The following is a 19,174-nucleotide window of genomic DNA, read 5'->3' on the forward strand; positions in this document are numbered from 1 at the left end:
CCTTATCGTCGGCAGCGTCAGATGTGTATAAGAGACAGGGGTCAGATGGTGAGGCGGAAGATGGGGAAGACGCGGCCCTCGGCGGACTTCTCGTACTCGGCGAAGCCGCTGGAGAACGCCTTGAACCGCTCCCACATCGAGTCGCGCTCGTCGCCGGTCAGCTCGAACACCGTGGCGCTGACGGTCTCGACCGGGTCCCCGGGGACCTCGATGTCGACCTGCTCGGCCCGGCGCAGGCCGTAGACCCAGGCCGGGTGCTTGGGCGAGCCGCCCGCCGAGCCGACGACGTGCCAGGCGTCGTCGTGCGGGATCGCGGCCAGCGGGGCGATCCGCTCGCTCCCGTCCTTCTTCGGCACGTGCACGAGCACGAGCGCCTTGCCGAACCGCATCGGCTCGTTGACCTCGCCGCCGTTGGCACGAAACGTGTCGATGATCTGCTGATTGAAATCCATGCCTGGCCAACACGACGGGGGCACCACCACATTCCGCCGCCCCACGCCGCCCCACGCCGTCGCACACCGGACGCCGCACACCGGAGGCCTCGTTCCCGACGCCGCCTCCGGAGGCCTCGCTCCCGGCCGTGGGATCATGCCGCCATGCAGATCGCCGCAGACTCGCCCAGCCGTACCGACGTCCGGGAGCTCCTCGAGGAGCACCTGACGGACATGTTCGCCACCTCGCCGCCCGAGAGCGTGCACGCGCTGGACCACTCCGCCCTGCTCGCGCCGTCGATCACCTTCTGGACGGCGCGCGACGAGGCCGGTGCCCTGCTGGGCTGCGTGGCCCTGAGCGAGCTCTCCGCGTCCCACGGCGAGATCAAGTCCATGCGGACGACGGCACCGGCGCGCGGCCGCGGCGTCGGTACCGCGCTCGTGCGGCACCTGGTCGCGGAGGCCGGCGCCCGCGGGTACGCCCGGCTGAGCCTGGAGACGGGCACCCAGGACTACTTCGCTCCGGCGCGGCGGCTGTACGCGCGGCACGGCTTCACCGAGTGCGGCCCCTTCGCGGCCTACGCGCCGGACCCGGCCAGCACCTTCATAACGCGGGAGCTCTGAGCCCTCCAACCGCCTGCCCTCGAACCGCCTGCCCTTCGACCGGCACTCGGCAGACCCTTCGGCCGGCAGCTCGGCCGGCACTCGACCGACCCCTCGGCCCGCAGCCCGGCCTTCCTTTCATATCTGAGATCGTATATGTTCTTGGGAGGCACCTCGGGTGCTGCCACGGCCGACACCGGAGTCGAGCGGGAAGGGATCCCATGCAGTTCCACCATCACGGATACGTCACGTCCGACCCCCGGATCCTGCCCGCGGCCGGTACCGGGGTGGGTCGCCCGGACGATCTGCCGGACGAGGTGGACGTCCTCATCGTGGGCAGCGGCCCGGCGGGCATGATCGCGGCCGCGCAGCTCGCGCAGTTCCCCGGGGTCACCACGCGCATCGTGGAACGGCGTGCCGGCCGCCTCGAGATGGGCCAGGCCGACGGGATCCAGGCCCGCAGCGTCGAGACCTTCCAGGCGTTCGGCTTCGCCGAGCGCATCGCCGCCGAGGCCTACCGCATCACCGAGATGGCGTTCTGGAAGCCCGATCCGGAGCATCCCGAGAACATCGTGCGCACGGCCCTCGTGCCCGACGACCCGCACGGCATCACCGAGTTCCCCCACCTGATCGTGAACCAGGCGCGCGTCCTGGACTACTTCGCCGAGGTCGCCGCCGGCTCCCCCGCCCGGATCACGCCCGACCACGGCTGGGAGTTCACCGGCCTCACCGTGGCGGACGCCGGGTCCGCGGCGCCGGGCTCCGGCCCGCAGGACACCTCGGGCGACACCGAGCACCCCGTCACGGTGAGACTGCGCCGTACCACCGGCCCGGCGGCGGGCACCGAACGCACGGTCCGCGCGAAGTACGTGCTGGGGGCTGACGGCGCCCGCAGCGCGGTGCGGGAGTCGATCGGCCGCGCGCTCGTCGGCGACCAGGCCAACCACGCGTGGGGCGTGATCGACGTCCTGGCGGTGACGGACTTCCCCGACGTGCGCACCAAGTGCGCCATCCAGTCGCACGACGGCGGCAGCATCCTGCTCATCCCCCGTGAGGGCGGCTTCCTGTGCCGGTGGTACGTGGACCTCGGCGTGGTTCCGGAGCACGACGACGGCGCGATCCGCGCCACCCCGGTCGCCGAGATCGTGGAGCACGCCAACCGCATCCTGCACCCCTACCGGCTCGACGTGAAGGACGTGCCCTGGCACAGCGTCTACGAGGTGGGCCACCGTCTCACCGACAAGTTCGACGACGTCCCCGCCGAGCTGACCGGGACCCGCACGCCACGCGTGTTCATCGCCGGGGACGCCTGCCACACGCACAGCGCCAAGGCAGGGCAGGGCATGAACGTGTCGATGCAGGACGGCTGGAACATCGCGTGGAAGCTCGGGCACGTGCTGACCGGGCGGGCACCCGCCGCCCTGCTCGACACCTACTCGGCCGAACGGCAGGTGGTGGCCCGCAACCTCATCGAGTTCGACCGCGAGTGGTCCACGCTCATGGCCACCCGGCCCGAGGACCTGCCGGACCCGTCCGTGCTCGAGGACTTCTACGTGCAGACCACGGAGTTCCTCTTCGGGTTCCGCACGCGGTACGAGGAGTCGGTGATCGTGGGGCCGGCGACGCACCAGGAGCTGGCCGCGGGATTCCCGCTCGGCAAGCGGTTCAAGTCCGCACCGGTGGTGCGGGTCGCGGACGGGAACCCCGTGCACCTGGGCCATCACGCCCGCGCCGACGGGCGCTGGCGCGTGTACGCGTTCGCCGACGACGGCGCGGGTGGCGAGGCGGGTGCCGCCGCCCCGGAACTGGACCGCTGGGCACACTGGCTGGCGACGACGCCGGAGTCCCCCCTGGTGCGCTGCACGCCCGAGGGGGCGGACCCGGACGCGGTGCTGGACGTCAAGGTGGTCTACCAGCGTGACCACACGCGCGTCGAGGTGGGCGACGTGCCCGGCACGTTCCTGCCCCGCGTGGGACCGTTCGGGCTCGTCGACTACGAGAAGGCGTACGCCGCCGACCCGGCCGACGACATCTTCGCAGCGCGGGGCCTCGACCGCGGCGGTGTCGTGGTCGTGGTGCGTCCCGACCACTACGTCGCCGCCGTCCTGCCCCTGTCCGCGACGGGCGACCTGGCGGAGTTCTTCGACGGAGTGCTGCTCACGCCGGCCTGACCGGCGGTGCGGCGGCTCCCCTCAGGTCACCGGGGCGTGACGCCTCAGGTCACCGGGGCGTGACGACGGGCTCGCCGCGCCGGGCCGTGCGTCCCGCGAGCGGGATCTCCCAGCGGTAGTACAGCGACAGCATGCGCAACGCGAACACGAGCACGGCGATCGCGAGCCCCGTGGCCGCGTTCAGCCAGCCGACCGAGGACGCGGCACTGGTCAGGCCCGCTCCGAGCAGCGCCGCGATCGCGTACAGGCCGCGCGGGTGGAAGAGCTGCGGGTCCTCGTTGGCCACGACATCACGGATCACACCGCCGCCGACGGCGCTGATCAGCCCCAGGACCGCGGCGGCCACCGGGTTGAGCCCGGCCGCCAGCGCGATCTTCGTGCCGCCGATGCAGAACAGCGCCATGCCGGCGGCGTCGAACGTGGTCAGCGCGTTGCGGTAGCGATGCTCGCTGGCGGCGAACCGGTAGACGAGAACGGTGGCGAGCACAGGCGGCAGCAGGTAGACGGGCGACGCGAAGGCGTTCGGCACGCCCTGGTCGATGATCAGGTCCCGCAGGATCCCGCCGCCGAGGCCGACGCAGGCGCCGAGCATCAGCGAGCCCACGATGTCGAACCCCCGGCGCGCGGCCAGCAGCGACCCCGACATGGCGAAGAAGAACACTCCTGCCAGGTCCATGGCGAGTTCCACCCAGGTCAACGCCGTTCTCCTCTCGGCACTCGAAGGACGGCGCCGTCACGTGGCCGCCTGCCCCGACGATGCTAGGCCGCCGCGCCTCGCGGCAGAACCCCGATCGGGTGTCACGCTCGTCACCCGCGCGCCTGCTCGGGCGCGCACACCACGCAGGGCCTACGATCGCCCACGTGGCATCGCTCGACCGAGAGACCTCCACGCCCGGGCACCGGGCGAGCACCCACCTTCCGCGCCGGCGCGCGGCCGGGACGATGGCCGTGGTCGCCGCGCTGGTCCTGTTCGCGGGATGCACCCCGACGGCCGGCCGCGGCACGGCGGCCCCCGACGCGGCAGGCCCGGCCGCTTCCGCCACCTCAGGGGTGTCCGGGCCCGGCTCCGAGGACACCAGGTACGAGCGCGCGTCACGACGCCGCGACAAGCCCGCGCGCTTCACCCTCGTCGCGGCGGGCGACGTCCTGCCGCACGGACCGGTGAACGCGAGCGCGACACGGGACGGCGAGCTCGACTACACCCCGCTCCTGGCCGGGCTCGACCCGTGGGTGCAGGGAGCCGACCTGGCGCTGTGCCACCTGGAGGCGCCGGTCGCGCCGCCGGGGACCACCCCGAGCGGGTACCCGGCGTTCGGCGCGCCGAAGCAGCTCGTCGCCGATCTCGCGGAGCAGGGCTGGGACGGCTGCTCGACGGCGTCGAACCACTCCATGGACCGCAACGTGGCCGGCATCTCCGCCACGCTCGACGCGATGGACGAGGCGGGGCTGGGGCACGCGGGCACGGCCCGCGACGCCGACGAGCGCGCCCCGCAGCTCTACACGCTCGACCGCGCCGGCCGGTCGATCACGATCGCGCACCTGTCCGCCGCCTACGGACTGAACGGGTTCTCCGTGCCCGAGGACAAGCCATGGTCGGTGAACCTGCTGGACGCGGACCGCACGGTGCGCCAGGCGAGGGCGGCGCGCAAGGCGGGGGCCGACCTGGTGGTCGTGAGCATGCACGCCGGGAACGAGTACGTGGCCGATCCCACGGACGAGCAGCGGGCGTTCGCGCGCAAGCTCGCGGCCTCCGGCAAGGTGGACCTCGTCATCGGCCATCACGCGCACATCCCCCAGCGCATCTCCCGGCTCGACGGCGGCCCCGGCGACGCGGGCATGTGGGTGGCGTACGGGCTCGGGAACATGATCTCCAACCAGAGCGCCGAGTGCTGCGACCCGCGCACCACGAACGGCGTGCTGCTGACGGCGAGCGTGACCCAGCGGGAGCCGGGAGAGCCCGCACGGGTCACCGGCGTCGAGTGGACGGCCACCACGGTCGACCGGGCGGCGGGGCACCGCCTGAGGGCGATCGTGGACGCGATCGACGACCCGGGCGCAGGTACCCTCGGCGCGGCCGAGCTCGAACGCCGCAGGGACGCGGTGCGCCATGCCGTGGGAGACGCGGCGCCCGAGCGCACGACACCGCCCACTCCGACGGGCGGCGAGCCCGAGCTCTCGCGCTGACGCACCTCGCCTCGCTCGGTGACAGATGGCCGGCGCACTCCGCTCGCCCGGTGACAGATAGCCGGCGCACCCCGCTCGCTCGGTGACAGATATGAGCGACATCTGTCAACAATGTGGTTGATGTTCTTCATTTCTCCCGCGTGAGCGGTGTGCGCAATTTCGCTCAATTGATGGCCTCGGGATGACCTCATCAGCCATTTCATCTCGACGTGCGTTTGCGACGTGATATGTCAAAATCACCCTTAAGCGAGACCATCTGCTGCACGGTCGCCGCCGGGACAAGCGAAAAGATCACGAGTTCATTCTCGCCACCTTTGACGCGACCCGAGCACGGCGCGGAAAAGGCACTCTGAGGCCGCGCGGGACGCGGCCGGTCGACCCGGAGCCCACATTTCCGGGTGTCGTACGTCGGAGGTGCAGGCCATGGAAAAGCGAACCGAAACTCCCACGCGGGCCAATTGCCGGAGACTTGCCGAGATCCCGTTGTCGCGGCGGACCGCCCTGGCTCTCGGCACCGCGGCGTCACTCGCCATCGCGGCGAACACCCCGGGAATTGCCGTGGCGACCGGATCGGGTGGCGGCCTGGAACCCGTCAACGACTTCGACGAGCTGCGTCAGCGATGGCAGGACTACATACTCGGCGTCGCGGGGCTCGGCGTTCCCTCCCCCGCCGTGGCCCAGCGGTACCGGAGCCTCTCCTCCTATGCCACCTGGGCCTACGGCCAGGCGGACCACTACCCGGACCCCGGCGACGACATCTGGTCGGACCTGGCCATGCGAGGCCCGCAGCCGGCGAACATCACGACCACCTACCGGCGGATCCTCAAGATCACCACGGCGTGGGCGACCCCCAGCACCGACCAGTACCAGGACGACGAGATGGAACGGACCCTGGTCCGGTGGTACCGGTACATGATCGACTCCTGGTACCACGCCGGGGCCGAACACCCCGGGAACTGGTGGTTCTGGGAGATCGGCATCCCGCGCGTGCTCGGAGACCTCACCCTGCTGCTGCAGAACAGCCTGGCCCAGAGCGACATCGACGACGCGCTGGAGGCGCTCCGCTCGTTCACGCCCGACCCCAACCGGATCGTGGTGAGCGGCTACCCGTCGACGGGCGCCAACCGGGCCGAGAAGATCCTGGCGTGTCTGCTGCGCGGCGTGGCGGGCGAGTCGCCGCAGGACATGAGCCTGGCACGGGACGCGCTGCTGGACACGGAGGGCGACGGCGAGAACGGCCTGCTGTCCTACTCCACGTCCGGGGACGGCTTCTACCTCGACGGCTCCTACATCCACCACCTGTACATCCCGTACGCGGGCAGCTACGGCAAGGCCGCCCTGGCGGCCGTCGCACCGGCGATCATGCTCATCGAGGGCACCCAGTGGGATCTCCCGATCCACCTCCTGCGGCCGATCCTGAACAGTCCCGGACGGACGTTCGCGCCGTTCATCTGGAACGGGCGCATGATGGAGACCGTGCGAGGGCGCACCGTCGCGCGCGAGCACGAACGCGACTACAACGACACCTGGGGTACGGCGGAGGCCGTCATGCTGCTCGCCCAGCATGTTCCCGAGCCGTTCCACTCCCGGTACCAGGCCCACGCCAAGGCCTGGCTCTCACGGTGCAGCGAGGGGTACAACCCCACCAGCACCTCCGATCTCCGGCGCGCCGAGGACCTGCTGCAGGACGACAGCGTCGAGCCCACGACGGAACAGCCCGGGCACGTCCAGTACAACGCGCAGGAGCGCATGGTGCATCGTGGCGACGGCTGGGCCTTCACGGTGGCGACGTCGTCGGAACGCATCGGCCGGTACGGCTGGGGCAACGGCGAGAACCGTTTCGGCTGGCACCAGGGTGACGGCGCGTCGTACCTGTACGTGGAGAGCGACCACGGGCAGTTCGCCGACGACTACTGGCCCACCGTGGACCCTTACCGGCTGCCCGGCACCACTGCCTCTCTCGCGGAGCGGGAACCGGGCCCGTCCTCCGGGACGCCCGTGCCACGGGCGGCGAACCGGTGGGGCGGCGGGGTGGAACTGGCCCGGCGCTGGGGCACGGCCGGCATGGACCTGACCAACGACCTCGGCGACCTGCGGGCCAAGAAGTCGTGGTTCCTGCTGGACGACTCGATCGTCGCGGTGGGTTCGGGCATCGTCGTCACCGGCCCCGGCGCGGAGACCACCATCGAGAACCGGTCGTTCCCTGCCGGGGCGGCGCCCGGCCTCGTGGTGGACGGCGACCCGATCGCCGTCGGGGACAGCACGGGGCTCGACGCCCCCCGATGGGCACACCTGGACGGCGTCGCCGGCTACGTCCTCCTCGGCACCTACGCGGCGCGGGCCTCGGTCGCGGAGCGAAGCGGCTCCTGGTACGACATCAATATCGGCGGCGACACCGCGGGCTCCCGCACGGTCCAGACCCGCACGTACGCCACCCTGTCGCTCACCCATCCCAGCGGTACCGGCGGGGACCGGTACCGGTACATGATCCTGCCCGGTGCCTCCGAGGCAACCACCCGCGAGCACGCGTCGAGCACGACGACGGAGGTGCTGCGGGACGACCCGCGCGCGCACGTGGTCCGCGCCGTGCGCGGCGCGCGGTGGTTCCTGTTCGCCCACGTGTTCGACGCCGTGGACGACGGGCTCGTGCGTGCCGACCACCCCTGCGCGGTCCTGGCCTCGTGGACCCGCTGGGGCGTCCGGATCGCGGTGTCCGACCCGTCGAGGTCCGATTCCCAGGTCTCGATCGGGATCACGCTCCCCGACCCGTACCCGAAGCCCTCGTTCGCCGATCGCCGGCTCACCGTGACCCCGGCGGGCAAGGACGTGGAGATCGTGGCCGACCTGGACGGGGCCGAGGGAGCTTCCTTCGAGGCCGCGCTGAACGCCTGACCCGCCAGCGCCTGACCCGCCGACGACGGGACCCGCACGTCCAGGACCCGCACGTCCAGGAACGGCAGGGCGCCGGCGGCACCGGCACGCGGACTTGTACCGTGCACCCCATGCGACTGGCCGTGCTCGACATCGGTTCCAACACCGGACACCTCCTCGTGGTCGACGCCCACGGAGGAGCCGCCCCGCTGCCGGCGTCGTCGTACAAGGAGCCGTTGCGGCTCGCCGAACACCTCGACACGGCCGGAGCGGTCACGCCGTCGGGCATCGACGCGCTTGCCGAGTTCACCGCGGAGTCGATCCGGGTCGCCGAGGACAGGGGCTGCGCCGATGTGCTGGCGTTCGCCACCTCGGCGGTGCGCGACGCCGTCAACGTCGACGACGTGCTCGACACGGTGGCCGCGCGGACCGGGACGCGGATCGAGGTGCTGGCGGGCGAGGACGAGGCGCGGCTGACGTTCCTCGCGGCGCGCCGGTGGTTCGGCTGGTCGGCCGGGCGGCTGGCCGTGTTCGACATCGGCGGCGGGTCGCTGGAGATCGCCGCCGGCAAGGACGAGCTGCCCGATGTCGCGTGGTCGCTCCCGCTGGGCGCGGCCCGCCTCGCCCGGTCGCTCGACGAGGCCGGCGACACGGAGCTGCGGGACCTGCGCCGCAGGATCCGTGTGGACATCGCGCACGACGCCGGGAACCTGTTGCGCCAGGGCCGGCCCGACCGGTCGGTGGCGACGTCCAAGACGTTCCGGTCCCTCGCCCGGATCTGCGGGGCCGCGCCGGCCGCGGACGGGCTGCTCGCCCGCCGGGTGCTGCCCCTGGAGGAGCTGCGCGAGTGGATCCCGAAGCTCGTCGCGATGACGCACAAGCAGCTCGCCGCGCTGCCGGGCGTGTCACCCCGGCGGGCCCATCAGATCGTCCCGGGCGCGCTCGTCGCCGAGGCATGCATGGACATCTTCGACCTGTCGGAGCTGGAGATCTGCCCGTGGGCACTGCGCGAGGGCATCATCCTCGAACGCCTGGACACCATGCCGCACCGCACCGCCGGATGACCGCCGGCCGCGCCCGCCGCCCCGCGTGGGGCCGGCCCATGCCGCTCACCATGCCGTGACCATGATGAAGACGACCGACGTCACGCCGATGAGCACGCACATCCCGGTCAGGAGACCAAGCATTCCGGCCCCGGGCATCACGGGTTCCGCCGGCTGGGACCCGACGGCCCGGAGCCGGGCGTTGAGCCGTCGGAAGCGGATCGCGCCGAGCCGCAGCAGCAACAGCCCGCCGCCCAGCGCCGCCAGCGGCAGCAGCGCGCCCAGCACCGGGTGGCTCTGCCCGAGGTAGCGCGCCGCCACGACGGTCCCGGCCGTCACGCTCAGGACCGTGCGCCGCCAGGACAGCTCCGCACGCTCGGGCTGGAGGCCGGCGTCCCACGGAGCGCTCACGAGGCCGGACCCACGATCAGCGCCGCGCCGACCAGTACCGCGACGACGAACAGGCCGATCGCGGCCGGGAGCGCCGACAGGGGTGACGGGAGCGGACGATGGTGGCGCAGCGCCTGCTCGGTGCGCATCCACCCGAACCATGCCTCCCAGACGAGCGCGATCCCGGTGGTGACCAGGATCAGCGACGCGATCAGCCGCAGGGTCGGATCCAGGGGTGTGGCCAGGGCCTCGAGCGCGACCGCGCCCGCGATGAACGCCAGGGACGTGCGGATCCAGGCGAGGAAGGTGCGCTCGTTGGCCAGCGAGAAGCGGACGTCCGGCTCGCTCCCCTGGCCGTAGATGCGACGGGGCAGACGGCGCTCGGGCCTCACTGGATCTTCCTTCGCTCCGGGTCACCCGCTAGGGACGCGGGAATGCCAGGATACGGAACGCCCTGCCGCCCCTGCGGCCAGGCGCACGGAACCGGCCTTTTCCTTTCGCCCGACCCTCCGATGAGTCATCATATGTCCGGTTCACCCCCCCAGACTGCCCAGGAGTTCCGTGTCCACCATCGCGAACACCCGACTGAGACAGCGGCGCGAGAGCACTCCCTCGCCCTCCGGTTCCGGACGGCCGATGTCCCGCAGCGAGCTCGCCGAGGCCGTCAACGCGCATGTCCTTGCCGCCACCGGTCGGCACGCCGTCCTGGACGCGAGCACGATCGCGCGCTACGAGCGTGGGCTCATCCACTGGCCGCGGGCGCACCACCGGGCCGGTCTGCGCGCCGCGCTGAACGCGGCCACGGACCACGACCTCGGCTTCTACCCGACCCCCCGCGGGCCGGGACGGCCGGCGGGGGGCTGACCGGCCGGCGGCGGGCCGGCTCAGGCCAGGTGGACCGGGAGCCGCGCGTGGCCGTTGGCGACGAACCCTCGCACCGAGCCGAAGGTCTCGGGCGGCTCGGCCGGCTTCATCCCGGGGAACCTCTCGAACAGTGCCGGGAGGGCGACGGCCGCCTCGAGGCGGGCCAGGGGTGCCCCGACGCAGTGGTGCACGCCGTGGCCGAACGCCAGGTGCTCGGTGTGGGCGCGGGCCGGGTCGAACGTGTCGGGGTCGTCGTGCACCTGCGGGTCGCGGCCCGCGGCCGCGAACATCGCGAGGATGGCCTCACCCTGCTTGATGGTCACGCCGCCGGCCTCCAGGTCGGTGACGGCGTACCGCAGGGGAATGCTGGCGGCCGGCGCCTCGTGGCGCAGCGACTCCTCGATCACCGCCTCCCACGAGATCTCCCCCGCCAGGACCCGGTCCAGGATCTGCGGATGGGTGAGGAGGGAGAAGATCGTCTGGTCCAGGAGGTTCACCGTCGTCTCGTGGCCCGCGTTGATGAACAGGCGCACGGTGTACAGCAGCTCCTCCTCGGTCAGGGCCCCGCTCCCCGTGGGCGCGGCGTCGGCCTCGTCGTCGCGCGCGGCGATGAGGGCGCTGGTGATGTCGTCACCGGGGTGCTCGCGCCGGTGGGCGATCAGCTCGCCGAGGATCCGGTGCATGTCCATGATGTTGGCCCGCATCTCGTCGGGCGTGATCGTGGTGTCGAAGATGAGGTCGGCGCAGCGCCGCAGGCCCGGCCCCAGGTGCTCGGGCACGCCGATGAGCTCGGAGATCACCTCGATCGGGATGGGGAACGCGAACGTCTCGCGCAGGTCGACCGGTCCGGCCGCGCCTGCCTCGGCGACACGGTCGAGCGTCGCGGAGGTGATCTCCTCGATCCGCGGGCGCATCGCGGTGGTCCGGCGCGCGGTGAACGTCGGGGCGACCAGCCGCCTCAGCCGCCGGTGGTCGGTCCCGTAGGCGGTGAACATGTTCTCGGACAGCACCCAGGGGGAAAGCGGCCAGCCGTCCGGCACCTCGCCCGCCGCGAGAGCACCCCAGTGCCGGGAGGCGTCCTTGGAGACGTTCCGCTCGGTCACGAGCCGCTTGAGCAGTGCGGCGTCGGTCACGGCCCACGCCGAGACACCACCGGGGAGCTCCACGGGGGTGATCGGCCCGTGCTCGCGCAGGGCACGGATCTCCCCCTGGATGTCGGTGCCGGCCGGGTCGAGGACGTAGGAGTTCATGCGGGGCCCTTCTGTCGGGACGTTCGAGGCGGTCGCACCGGGATCGGGTGCGGGGTCCGGCGCGGGGCGCGGCTCACCCCGCGCGGCGGTGGTAGTTGACCGGGAGCGACACGGGGTGGCGGGCCCACGGCGAGGGCGCCCAGCGGATCTCCTGCTGCGAGACCGCCAGGTGGACGTCGAGGTCCCGCAGCACCCGCTGCACGGCGGTGCGCGTGATCAGACGGGCCTGCCGGGGCGCGGGGCACGCGTGCGGACCGAGGCTCCAGGCCAGGTGCGACCGGTTGCCGACCTCGTCCCACGGGTCACCGGTGTGCACGCGCGGGTCGTGGTTGGCCGCGGAGACCGCGAGCACGATGGCGTCCCCGGCGCGCACCAGCTTGCCGTCCAGCTCGTGGTCCACCATCGCGAACCGGGGCGCCGGAGCGTTGGGGACGGGCGTGTCGCGCCACAGCACCTCGTCGAGGGCCTCGTCCACGTGCAGCCGGCCCCGGCCCCAGCGCTCGGCGAAGCGGGCGTCGGCGACCAGCAGGTGCAGCGTCCGGGAGATGAAGGCCCCCACGAACGACGCCGCCCCGTGCACGGGCACGGCGATCGAGTCGATCACCTCCAGATCGCTCTCGAGGCCGGGATGATCCGCCATCAGCGTGGTCAGGTCCCTGCCCGGGGTGCCCCGGCGGCTGCGGACGTGCTCCATCAGTACCTGTCCGATGCGCTGGCGTGCCTCGAGCGCCCCGGGCAGGAGCTTGCTGATGATCATGGAGTCGGCCATCAGGCGGGTCGCGGTCGCGTGGTCGAAGCCGAACACGGCGGCCATCGACAGGAAGCCGACCTTCACGCCGTAGTCGGCGACCAGATCGAGCGGCCCGGAGTCCGGGAGCTCACCGATGATGCGGGTGCACACCGTGTCGGCGTACTCGACCACCGCCTTCTCCGGCAGGGCGGCCAGCGCGTCGTCGAGCGCCTGCCGCAGCCGGGCACGGGTCTCGCCGTCGTGGTGGAACGAGGCGTTGCGGGGCTCGGGCGGGCAGTAGGCCAGGATCGCGGCGTCGGCGGCCAGCAGGCCGTCGCGGTGCCATCGCCAGTTGCGCGGGTCGCGCGAGTAGTTCGTCTCGTCCCGCGCGATCGCGCAGATCTCCGGGTGCCCCATCACCAGCCAGGCGGGTACCCCCGGCTCGATCTCGACCGGGGCGACCATCCCCCACTGCTCCTGCAGGCGCGCGTACGCGGCCTGGGGGTCGGGCCCCGAGGTCGTCACGCTCAGCAGGTCGAGATCGCGCACCGTCGTCAGCTGAGGCGGCAAGATCCCCTCGTCAAGCACGTTCACGGACATGTTGGACATCGCATCAGACCTGGCGGCGCTGGGGCAACGGCAAACTGAGCGGCATTCTGAATACCGCTCACCCGGCTCGTCCGCCCCGCCCCGGGGCACACCGTCAGACGGACTCCAGGACGGCCCGCGCGGCGTTGTGCCCGCCGAGGCCGGAGACGGCGCCCCCGCGGCGGGCACCCGAGCCGCACAGCAGCACGGCCGGGTGGTTCGTGGCCACGCCCCAGCGAGCCGCCGGGTCGCCGAGGTCGGCGTCGTCCTCGGCCCAGGGCCAGGCGAGGTCGCCGTGGAAGATGTGCCCGCCCGGCATGTTCAGGTCCGCCTCGATGTCCTGCGGGATCTTGGCCTCGATGCAGGCGGCCCCGGCGGCGTCGCGGGCGACCACCGACGAGATCGGGTCCAGCAGATGTTCGTCGAGCGACGCGATCGCCCGTTCGAGGGCCTCGGCCTTGCGCTGCCCGCGGGTGGCGGCGTCGTCGAACAAGGTCGCGGGCAGGTGCAGGCCGAAGTAGGTGAGGGTGTGGGTTCCCTCGGCCACGTCGCCGAGGATCGTGGGGTCGGTCAGGGAGTGGCAGTACACCTCGCCCGGCATCCGGGCGGGCACCCGTCCGGCCGCCGCCTGGGCATGGGCGGTCTCCAGCTCGTCGTATCCCTCCCCGAGATGGAGGGTGCCGGCGAAGGCGACGCGCGGGTCCGCGCCGGACCTGAGCCGCGGCAGCCGGTCCAGCAGGATGTTCACCTTCAGTTGCGCCCCGACGGGCTTGTCGGACGGGTCCGGGGTCTCGCCGAGCAGCCCCGCCAGCACCCACGGGGCGACGTTGGCCAGCACGTACCGGGCACGCAGGACACGGCCGGCGACCCGGACCTCGGCGCCGTCGTCGTCCGGGCGGATCGACGTGACCTCGGCCCCGGTGACCAGCTGCGCGCCCGCGCCGGCGGCGGCCGCGGCCAGGGCGTCCGTGACGGCGCCCATACCGCCCACGGGAACGTGCCACTCTCCCGTCCCGTTCCCGATCAGGTGGTAGAGGAAGCACCGGTTCTGGATCAGCGACCCCTCCCGCAGGCTCGCGAACGTCCCGATCAGGGCGTCGGTCGCCACGACGCCCCGCACGGTGTCGTCGGCGAAGCGGCGCTCGATCGCCTCGCCGAGCGGCCGCCGCACCAGGTCCTTCCAGATCTCGGCGCCCACCCGGGAGCGCAGCTCCGCCTCCCGGGGCAGCGGGGCCGTGAGGGTGGGAGCCACCACGGCGGCCACCTCCCCGACCGCCGCGTAGAACTCTCGCCACGCCTCGTACTCGGCGCCGGTTCCTGTCACGGCGCGGAAGGACGCCGCCGTCGCGGGGCCCTCCGGCTTCTCCACCAGCAGGCCACCCGGCACGCCGTCGCGCACCACCGGGGTGTACGACGCCGTGACGCGGGGCGCGAGCCGCAGGTCGAGGCCGAGGTCGCGCAGCACCTGGTCGGGCAGCAGGGACACCAGGTACGAGTACCGGGACAGCCGTGTGGGACGCCCGGGGAAGGCCCGCGCCGAGACCGCGGCGCCACCGGTGTGGTCCAGGCGCTCCAGCACCGCCACCGACAGCCCCGCGCGCGCCAGGTACGCGGCGGCGGTGAGCCCGTTGTGCCCGCCTCCGACGATGACGACGTCGTAGTCGGAGCGGTCGGCCGGAATATCACCGGAAGTGGTCCGACCGGCAGGGATACTGTTCATGGCAAGGCCTCCATCGTGCTGGCGTATCAGGTCGGAGGCACTGGGGCACCCCGCGCCGACCGTATCGGAGCGACGTCGGCCATCAGGGGAATCACCGGTTCTTTCACCGACGAACCCCTTGTCAGGTGGATCGCATTTTTCACCTTTACCAGTCGTGGCTGCTCTCACCTGAATTCATCGTGAACGCCATGCCCATTACGTCATCGTCACGGGTTGTCGCATGTTTGCACTGTGAAGTTACCAACTCGCCCGGCGCGCCTAGCGTGACATTCGGTGGTGCCGTGCTAGGGCCGCCGACCCGACACATGAAGGAGATGGATCATGGGCTTTCTGGACGGAATTATCGCCGCGATTCTCGCCCTGCTCGACGGCCTCGGGCTGCCGATCAGTCTGCCGACGCTGCCGGGAATCTGATCCCGCCCAGGCGCCGCATGACGCGCCGGGGTGCCTCCCTCACCGGAGGCGCCCCGGCGCGCTGGCGTGCGGCACGCGGGCCGGAACCCGGACCTCGGCGTGGCGCCGACCCCAGTGCACTCGCGGCCCCGGCAACGAAGCCGGCGAACCCGCGAAACCGCGAAACCCCGAAACCGAGCGGCGGCCCCCGGAGGCGCGTGTCGCGGAGGCGCGGAGGCGCTCCGCGAGAGTGCCGGACAGGCCCGCGAATCCGGCGACGACGAGAGCCCTCCGACATCAGGGAGCCCCATACCAGGGTCCACGGAACCCTCTGGTCCCGGCCTACCGGCGGCCGGGTAGGCGAAAGCATGATGCAAAAACGGTCATCACGGATTCAAATCCCGTAAAGGCTTTCGACATCAACATCGCCATTCATCGTTTGTACAGCCATGCGCGTGATACGTCGAAAAGCATGATGCATCCGAACATAGTGGGGCAGTCGCGGTGCGCATGGTGATGACGTGTTGCCCAGTTCCCCCCCATACCGGTTCGCCACGACGCATGTCCGCAAGAAGCAACTCCATGGGGAGGAATATCGAATGCGAACGATCAAGCTGTTGCCGGCCGTAGCGATGCTCGTTGCGGGGGCCGCAGTGCCGGCTACGGCGCAGGCCGCCGAGACCGATGCCACCATGCAGGCCGCCGAGTACTACACCGGCCAGGCCTTCGGCATCGCCGCCTCGGTCGACCTGCTCGGGCCGATCGTCGTTCCGGCGCAGCCGGACACCGGTGCGATCTCCACGGCCGTGGACCTGACCACGGACACCGCGTGCACCGCCTCGGTCGACGCCATCGTGGCCGACGTCGAGGCCCTGTGCCCGAGCGTGACCGTCGACACGGCGGCCGGCACGGTCGTCTCCGAGACCACGATCGAGGGTGCCTCGGTCAACCTGCTCGGGGCGCCGGCGATCGCGATCGAGGACCTGACGGTCACGGCGGCCGCCTCGTGCGAGAAGGTGTCTGGCGACACCGACCTCACGCTGCGGATCGGTGACCAGGTCATCCTGGTGGATGACCCGAACGTCTCGATCGAGATCCCGGGTGGCGAGGTTGTCGTCAACCAGCAGAAGCCGACCGACTCCGGTATCGGGATCGATGTGACCGCTGTCGTGGTCAAGCTCGACGGCATCGCCGACATCGAGATCGGCCACGCCGAGGCCGCGGCGCACGGTTGCCTGACGGCACCGCCGCAGAGCTGATCTCGTAGGCTTTTCGCGATCAGTGACAGCGCCCTCGCGGTGGTGCGGATGCAGATCCGCACTACCGCGAGGGCGTCGTCGTCCCGGGGCCCTCAGCCGAAGGCCGGGTAGCCGCCGAGCTCCGCATCCGCTCCCCAGGCGTCCCACGACCACCGGTGCGCCTCGGCCAGCGCCCGGGCCAGCGCCGGGAAGTCCGCACGCAGGTTCACGGCACCCCACCGCCAGCGGGACGCCACGAGCTGACGGTACGACGGCGACCTGCCGGCCGGGCCCACGAGCGGCCGCGCGTCGAGCGCGCCGTCGAGCAGCCATCCCGTCACCAGCACCACGTAGGCCGCGCAGGCCAGACGAACCTGCCGCTCCCAGGCCGGCGACGCGACCACCTGCGGCGCATGCTCCGCGAGCCCTGCCGTGAAAGCGGCGAGCAGTTCGTCGGTCAGGCCCGCTGGAGGCTCGAACACGCACCAGCAGGTCGCGAACGGCAGCAGCGTGTAGGCCGCCGCGAGCGCCGGGTGCCCCACGTCGGTTCCCTCGAGATCGAGGAACCACCACCGCTCCCGCGAGCCGGCCGGGCCGGGCGCGAGGACCGCGTTGTCGGGGCAGGTGTCGGTGGGCCAGACGACAGCCGCCTGGCCGGGGTCGAGCAAGGTGGTGACACCGGCGAGCTCGGCCTCGATCACGTCGGCGTCGGTCCCGTCCGGCGCCAGGGCGGCCAGGCGCGCCAGCCCGTGCCGGAGATCCGCGGCCGCGTCCCAGTGCGCCGGGCCGCCCGGCCGGCTGGCGTCGATCCGCCGCCTGGCCTCGTCGGCGACGGGACGAGACTCCCCCACCATCGTCCCGAGGTCGTGCGCCCACGACCGGGCGCCCGTCCATGCCGCCTCCCGGTCCGGGCCGAGAAGCAGGTCGGCCAGGGTCGGTGGATCCTCCCCGAGATCCGACATGACGATGACCTGGTGTTCCGGATCGGCCGCGAGCAGCCGCGGGGTGCGCTCCAGGAGCGTCAGCCCGGCGGACTCTCGCGTGAACTGCGACCCGGGCGCGTGGAAGTGCTTGACGACAACGGTCCCGCCGTCCTCGGTGCGGCAGCGCAGCACGGTCGAGCGGCGCGACCCGCCGAGATCGACCGGATCGGTCAGCGGGCGCCCCAGCGCCGTCCCGGCGAGGCGGACGGTGTCGGCGAGGGACGTGTCGGTGACGGACGTGTCGGTGACGGACGTGTCGGTGACGGAACGGGCGGTGGCGGCGGAGTCGGGCACGGGCCCAGCCTCGGGCACGTAGCCCGCGCCGCGAAGCGATTATTCCTGCCAGCCTCGGACGTGGTGGATGGTCGCGGTCTTCGGGTAGTGCCCGCCGGCCGGGCCGATCTCGAAGAGGTCGAGCATCAGGAAGAGCGGGTAGCCGGGCGCCTGCGGGATCCGCCGCAGCACGGCGCCCTCGCACCCGATGACGGTCTCGCCCCCGCCCCACAGCACGGTCCAGGTGTGGGGGACGCTCGCGTCGAACGGCAGCGTCACCTCGGCCATGTCCGTCGTCAGGCGCGGGTCGCCGTGGGCCTTGACCCCGGATCGGGCGACCGTGGCCGGACCGATGGCGTCGGCGTCGATCTCGAAGACACAGATCTCACCGGCGTCGGCCTCGTCGCGGTGCTCCGTGCCGACGAGCCAGGCCGCGAGCATGCACCCCGGGTCCCGGCCGGCGGTCACGGTGACGTCGATCCGCCCGGCCGCCGGAGCCCACAACAGCTGCCGCGGCGTCTCGGTGCGGACCACGAGGCCGTCCGGGCGGTGCCGGTGGGTCCCTCTGCGGGAACCGGCCTCGCCGGAGTACGTGCCGGTCTGGAGGTTCGAGACCCGCAGCGGCGCGTCCTCGGGGCGCCAGTCGAGCTGGTCCTCCTCGATCCGCAGCTCGATCCCGCCGCCCTCCACCAGGCGGTATCGGGCGGCCGACCGTTCCGGCGTCGTCCACTGCGGCAGGTAGTGCGGCACCCATCGGCGGGGGCTCAGCCCGGAGAAGTCGTCGTCGAGATCGGGCGTGCGGTCAGGCGGGGGCGGGAGCTTCTCGGCCGGCTGGTTCACGCATCACATCATCCCCGGGCCCGCGCCAGCGCGGCGGCGATGTCCGCCGACGCCGCGACCCGGCCGATCGCCGGGAACACGGCCTCCAGCGCGCGCTCGTGCGTGTCGGCACGCAGATCGGTCACGGCGTCGGAGGCGACCACGACGTCGAACCCCAGGTCGTACGCCTCCCGCACGGTCGACTCCACGCCGAAGCTCGTGGCCACGCCTGCCACGACGACCGTTGTCACGCCGCGCCCGTGCAGCGCGTCCGCGAGCCCGGTCCCGGAGAACACGCTCAGGCGTGCGCGCTCGACCCGCAGATCGGCGTCGTGCACCGGAAGCTCGGCCGCGAGGACGCGCCCCTCCTCGGGGAACAGGCGCGGCTCGGAGCCGTAGGCGTTGCGCCCTGGCGGCGTGCCGGTCGAGACGGCGTGGACGACCGGGCCGCCGTGCTCGTGGAAGGCAGCGGCGAGGGAGGCCGTGGCGGCGACGACGCCGTCGGCCGGATGGGCGAAGGGCGTCCGCAGCGTGGCGGCTTGCAGGTCGACCACGATCAACGCGGTGGCCGGGGTGAGCTGGAGTGTCATCGTCTCTCCTGAGGCTGTCTCTTATACACATCT

Annotated in this window: 17 protein-coding genes; 7 read left to right on the forward strand and 10 right to left on the reverse strand. The window is 72.2% G+C overall.

Going from position 1 to position 19,174, the window contains the following annotated elements; all coding sequences use genetic code 11:
* Positions 1-41: 41 nt before the first annotated feature.
* Complete coding sequence (locus HGK34_RS19975; RefSeq protein WP_201850730.1) at positions 42-452, reverse strand: nitroreductase/quinone reductase family protein; 411 nt, start codon at positions 450-452, stop codon at positions 42-44.
* A gap of 144 nt (positions 453-596) precedes the next feature.
* On the opposite strand from HGK34_RS19975, the gene HGK34_RS19980 reads away from it, so the two are divergent.
* Both HGK34_RS19980 and HGK34_RS19985 read left to right on the forward strand, forming a co-directional pair.
* On the forward strand, positions 597-1,055 hold the full coding sequence (locus tag HGK34_RS19980) for a GNAT family N-acetyltransferase (RefSeq protein ID WP_201850732.1): 459 nt from the start codon (positions 597-599) through the stop codon (positions 1,053-1,055).
* Between the two features lie 200 nt (positions 1,056-1,255).
* Positions 1,256-3,205, forward strand: a complete 1,950-nt coding sequence (locus HGK34_RS19985) for an FAD-binding monooxygenase (RefSeq protein WP_201850734.1) — start codon at positions 1,256-1,258, stop codon at positions 3,203-3,205.
* A 49-nt stretch (positions 3,206-3,254) separates the two neighbouring features.
* Here HGK34_RS19985 and HGK34_RS19990 read toward each other — a convergent pair whose 3' ends face one another.
* Positions 3,255-3,893: a trimeric intracellular cation channel family protein gene (locus tag HGK34_RS19990; RefSeq protein WP_307816128.1), complete on the reverse strand. Its 639-nt coding sequence runs from the start codon at positions 3,891-3,893 to the stop codon at positions 3,255-3,257.
* 173 nt (positions 3,894-4,066) lie between these two features.
* On the opposite strand from HGK34_RS19990, the gene HGK34_RS19995 reads away from it, so the two are divergent.
* From HGK34_RS19995 to HGK34_RS20005, 3 genes are all read left to right on the forward strand, one after another.
* The gene (locus HGK34_RS19995) at positions 4,067-5,389 is read left to right on the forward strand and encodes a CapA family protein (RefSeq protein WP_307816127.1); all 1,323 of its coding nucleotides are present in this window, start codon (positions 4,067-4,069) and stop codon (positions 5,387-5,389) included.
* A 423-nt stretch (positions 5,390-5,812) separates the two neighbouring features.
* Positions 5,813-8,281 (forward strand): polysaccharide lyase 8 family protein, encoded by a 2,469-nt coding sequence (locus HGK34_RS20000; RefSeq protein WP_201850736.1) that lies wholly within the window; start codon positions 5,813-5,815, stop codon positions 8,279-8,281.
* A 110-nt stretch (positions 8,282-8,391) separates the two neighbouring features.
* Complete coding sequence (locus HGK34_RS20005) at positions 8,392-9,324, forward strand: Ppx/GppA family phosphatase (RefSeq protein WP_201850739.1); 933 nt, start codon at positions 8,392-8,394, stop codon at positions 9,322-9,324.
* Between the two features lie 45 nt (positions 9,325-9,369).
* Here HGK34_RS20005 and HGK34_RS20010 read toward each other — a convergent pair whose 3' ends face one another.
* Complete coding sequence (locus HGK34_RS20010; RefSeq protein ID WP_201850741.1) at positions 9,370-9,714, reverse strand: DUF202 domain-containing protein; 345 nt, start codon at positions 9,712-9,714, stop codon at positions 9,370-9,372.
* The gene (locus HGK34_RS20015; protein ID WP_201850743.1) at positions 9,711-10,085 is read right to left on the reverse strand and encodes a YidH family protein; all 375 of its coding nucleotides are present in this window, start codon (positions 10,083-10,085) and stop codon (positions 9,711-9,713) included. The genes HGK34_RS20010 and HGK34_RS20015 overlap by 4 nt, the downstream gene beginning before the upstream one ends.
* 169 nt (positions 10,086-10,254) lie before the next feature.
* Between HGK34_RS20015 and HGK34_RS20020 the strand changes: the two genes are divergently transcribed.
* The gene (locus HGK34_RS20020) at positions 10,255-10,557 is read left to right on the forward strand and encodes a helix-turn-helix domain-containing protein (protein ID WP_201850745.1); all 303 of its coding nucleotides are present in this window, start codon (positions 10,255-10,257) and stop codon (positions 10,555-10,557) included.
* Between the two features lie 20 nt (positions 10,558-10,577).
* Here HGK34_RS20020 and HGK34_RS20025 read toward each other — a convergent pair whose 3' ends face one another.
* The 3 genes from HGK34_RS20025 to HGK34_RS20035 all read right to left on the reverse strand — a co-directional run bounded on the left by HGK34_RS20025 (position 10,578) and on the right by HGK34_RS20035 (position 14,845).
* Positions 10,578-11,807 (reverse strand): cytochrome P450 family protein, encoded by a 1,230-nt coding sequence (locus HGK34_RS20025; protein WP_201850747.1) that lies wholly within the window; start codon positions 11,805-11,807, stop codon positions 10,578-10,580.
* 73 nt (positions 11,808-11,880) lie between these two features.
* Positions 11,881-13,137, reverse strand: coding sequence for a cytochrome P450 family protein (locus HGK34_RS20030; protein WP_201850749.1), 1,257 nt, complete (start codon positions 13,135-13,137; stop codon positions 11,881-11,883).
* A gap of 103 nt (positions 13,138-13,240) precedes the next feature.
* Positions 13,241-14,845, reverse strand: a complete 1,605-nt coding sequence (locus tag HGK34_RS20035; protein ID WP_201850751.1) for a phytoene desaturase family protein — start codon at positions 14,843-14,845, stop codon at positions 13,241-13,243.
* Between the two features lie 992 nt (positions 14,846-15,837).
* Between HGK34_RS20035 and HGK34_RS20040 the strand changes: the two genes are divergently transcribed.
* Entirely contained in the window at positions 15,838-16,497 is a 660-nt protein-coding gene (locus tag HGK34_RS20040) for a choice-of-anchor P family protein (RefSeq protein WP_201850753.1), read from the forward strand.
* A 92-nt stretch (positions 16,498-16,589) separates the two neighbouring features.
* Here the strand turns inward: HGK34_RS20040 and HGK34_RS20045 are convergent, their stop codons facing one another.
* The 3 genes from HGK34_RS20045 to HGK34_RS20055 are packed head-to-tail and all read right to left on the reverse strand — an operon-like array spanning position 16,590 to position 19,141.
* A complete protein-coding gene (locus HGK34_RS20045; protein ID WP_201850755.1) occupies positions 16,590-17,753 on the reverse strand; it encodes a hypothetical protein in 1,164 nt (387 codons plus the stop codon).
* 39 nt (positions 17,754-17,792) lie between these two features.
* Positions 17,793-18,572, reverse strand: coding sequence for a hypothetical protein (locus tag HGK34_RS20050; RefSeq protein WP_201850757.1), 780 nt, complete (start codon positions 18,570-18,572; stop codon positions 17,793-17,795).
* A gap of 8 nt (positions 18,573-18,580) precedes the next feature.
* Positions 18,581-19,141 (reverse strand): isochorismatase family protein, encoded by a 561-nt coding sequence (locus HGK34_RS20055; protein WP_201850759.1) that lies wholly within the window; start codon positions 19,139-19,141, stop codon positions 18,581-18,583.
* Positions 19,142-19,174: the final 33 nt, after the last annotated feature.

The sequence above is a fragment of the Myceligenerans indicum genome, assembly GCF_016742955.1.
GTDB lineage: Bacteria > Actinomycetota > Actinomycetes > Actinomycetales > Cellulomonadaceae > Myceligenerans > Myceligenerans indicum.

Bases quoted from the DNA above. Each gene is read 5' to 3' on its own strand.
- HGK34_RS19975 (WP_201850730.1), bottom strand. From the start codon at position 452: ATGGATTTCAATCAGCAGATCATCGACACGTTTCGTGCCAACGGCGGC.
- HGK34_RS19980 (WP_201850732.1), top strand. From the start codon at position 597: ATGCAGATCGCCGCAGACTCGCCCAGCCGTACCGACGTCCGGGAGCTC.
- HGK34_RS19985 (WP_201850734.1), top strand. From the start codon at position 1,256: ATGCAGTTCCACCATCACGGATACGTCACGTCCGACCCCCGGATCCTG.
- HGK34_RS20000 (WP_201850736.1), top strand. From the start codon at position 5,813: ATGGAAAAGCGAACCGAAACTCCCACGCGGGCCAATTGCCGGAGACTT.
- HGK34_RS20005 (WP_201850739.1), top strand. From the start codon at position 8,392: ATGCGACTGGCCGTGCTCGACATCGGTTCCAACACCGGACACCTCCTC.
- HGK34_RS20025 (WP_201850747.1), bottom strand. From the start codon at position 11,807: ATGAACTCCTACGTCCTCGACCCGGCCGGCACCGACATCCAGGGGGAG.
- HGK34_RS20030 (WP_201850749.1), bottom strand. From the start codon at position 13,137: ATGTCCGTGAACGTGCTTGACGAGGGGATCTTGCCGCCTCAGCTGACG.
- HGK34_RS20035 (WP_201850751.1), bottom strand. From the start codon at position 14,845: ATGAACAGTATCCCTGCCGGTCGGACCACTTCCGGTGATATTCCGGCC.
- HGK34_RS20040 (WP_201850753.1), top strand. From the start codon at position 15,838: ATGCGAACGATCAAGCTGTTGCCGGCCGTAGCGATGCTCGTTGCGGGG.
- HGK34_RS20055 (WP_201850759.1), bottom strand. From the start codon at position 19,141: ATGACACTCCAGCTCACCCCGGCCACCGCGTTGATCGTGGTCGACCTG.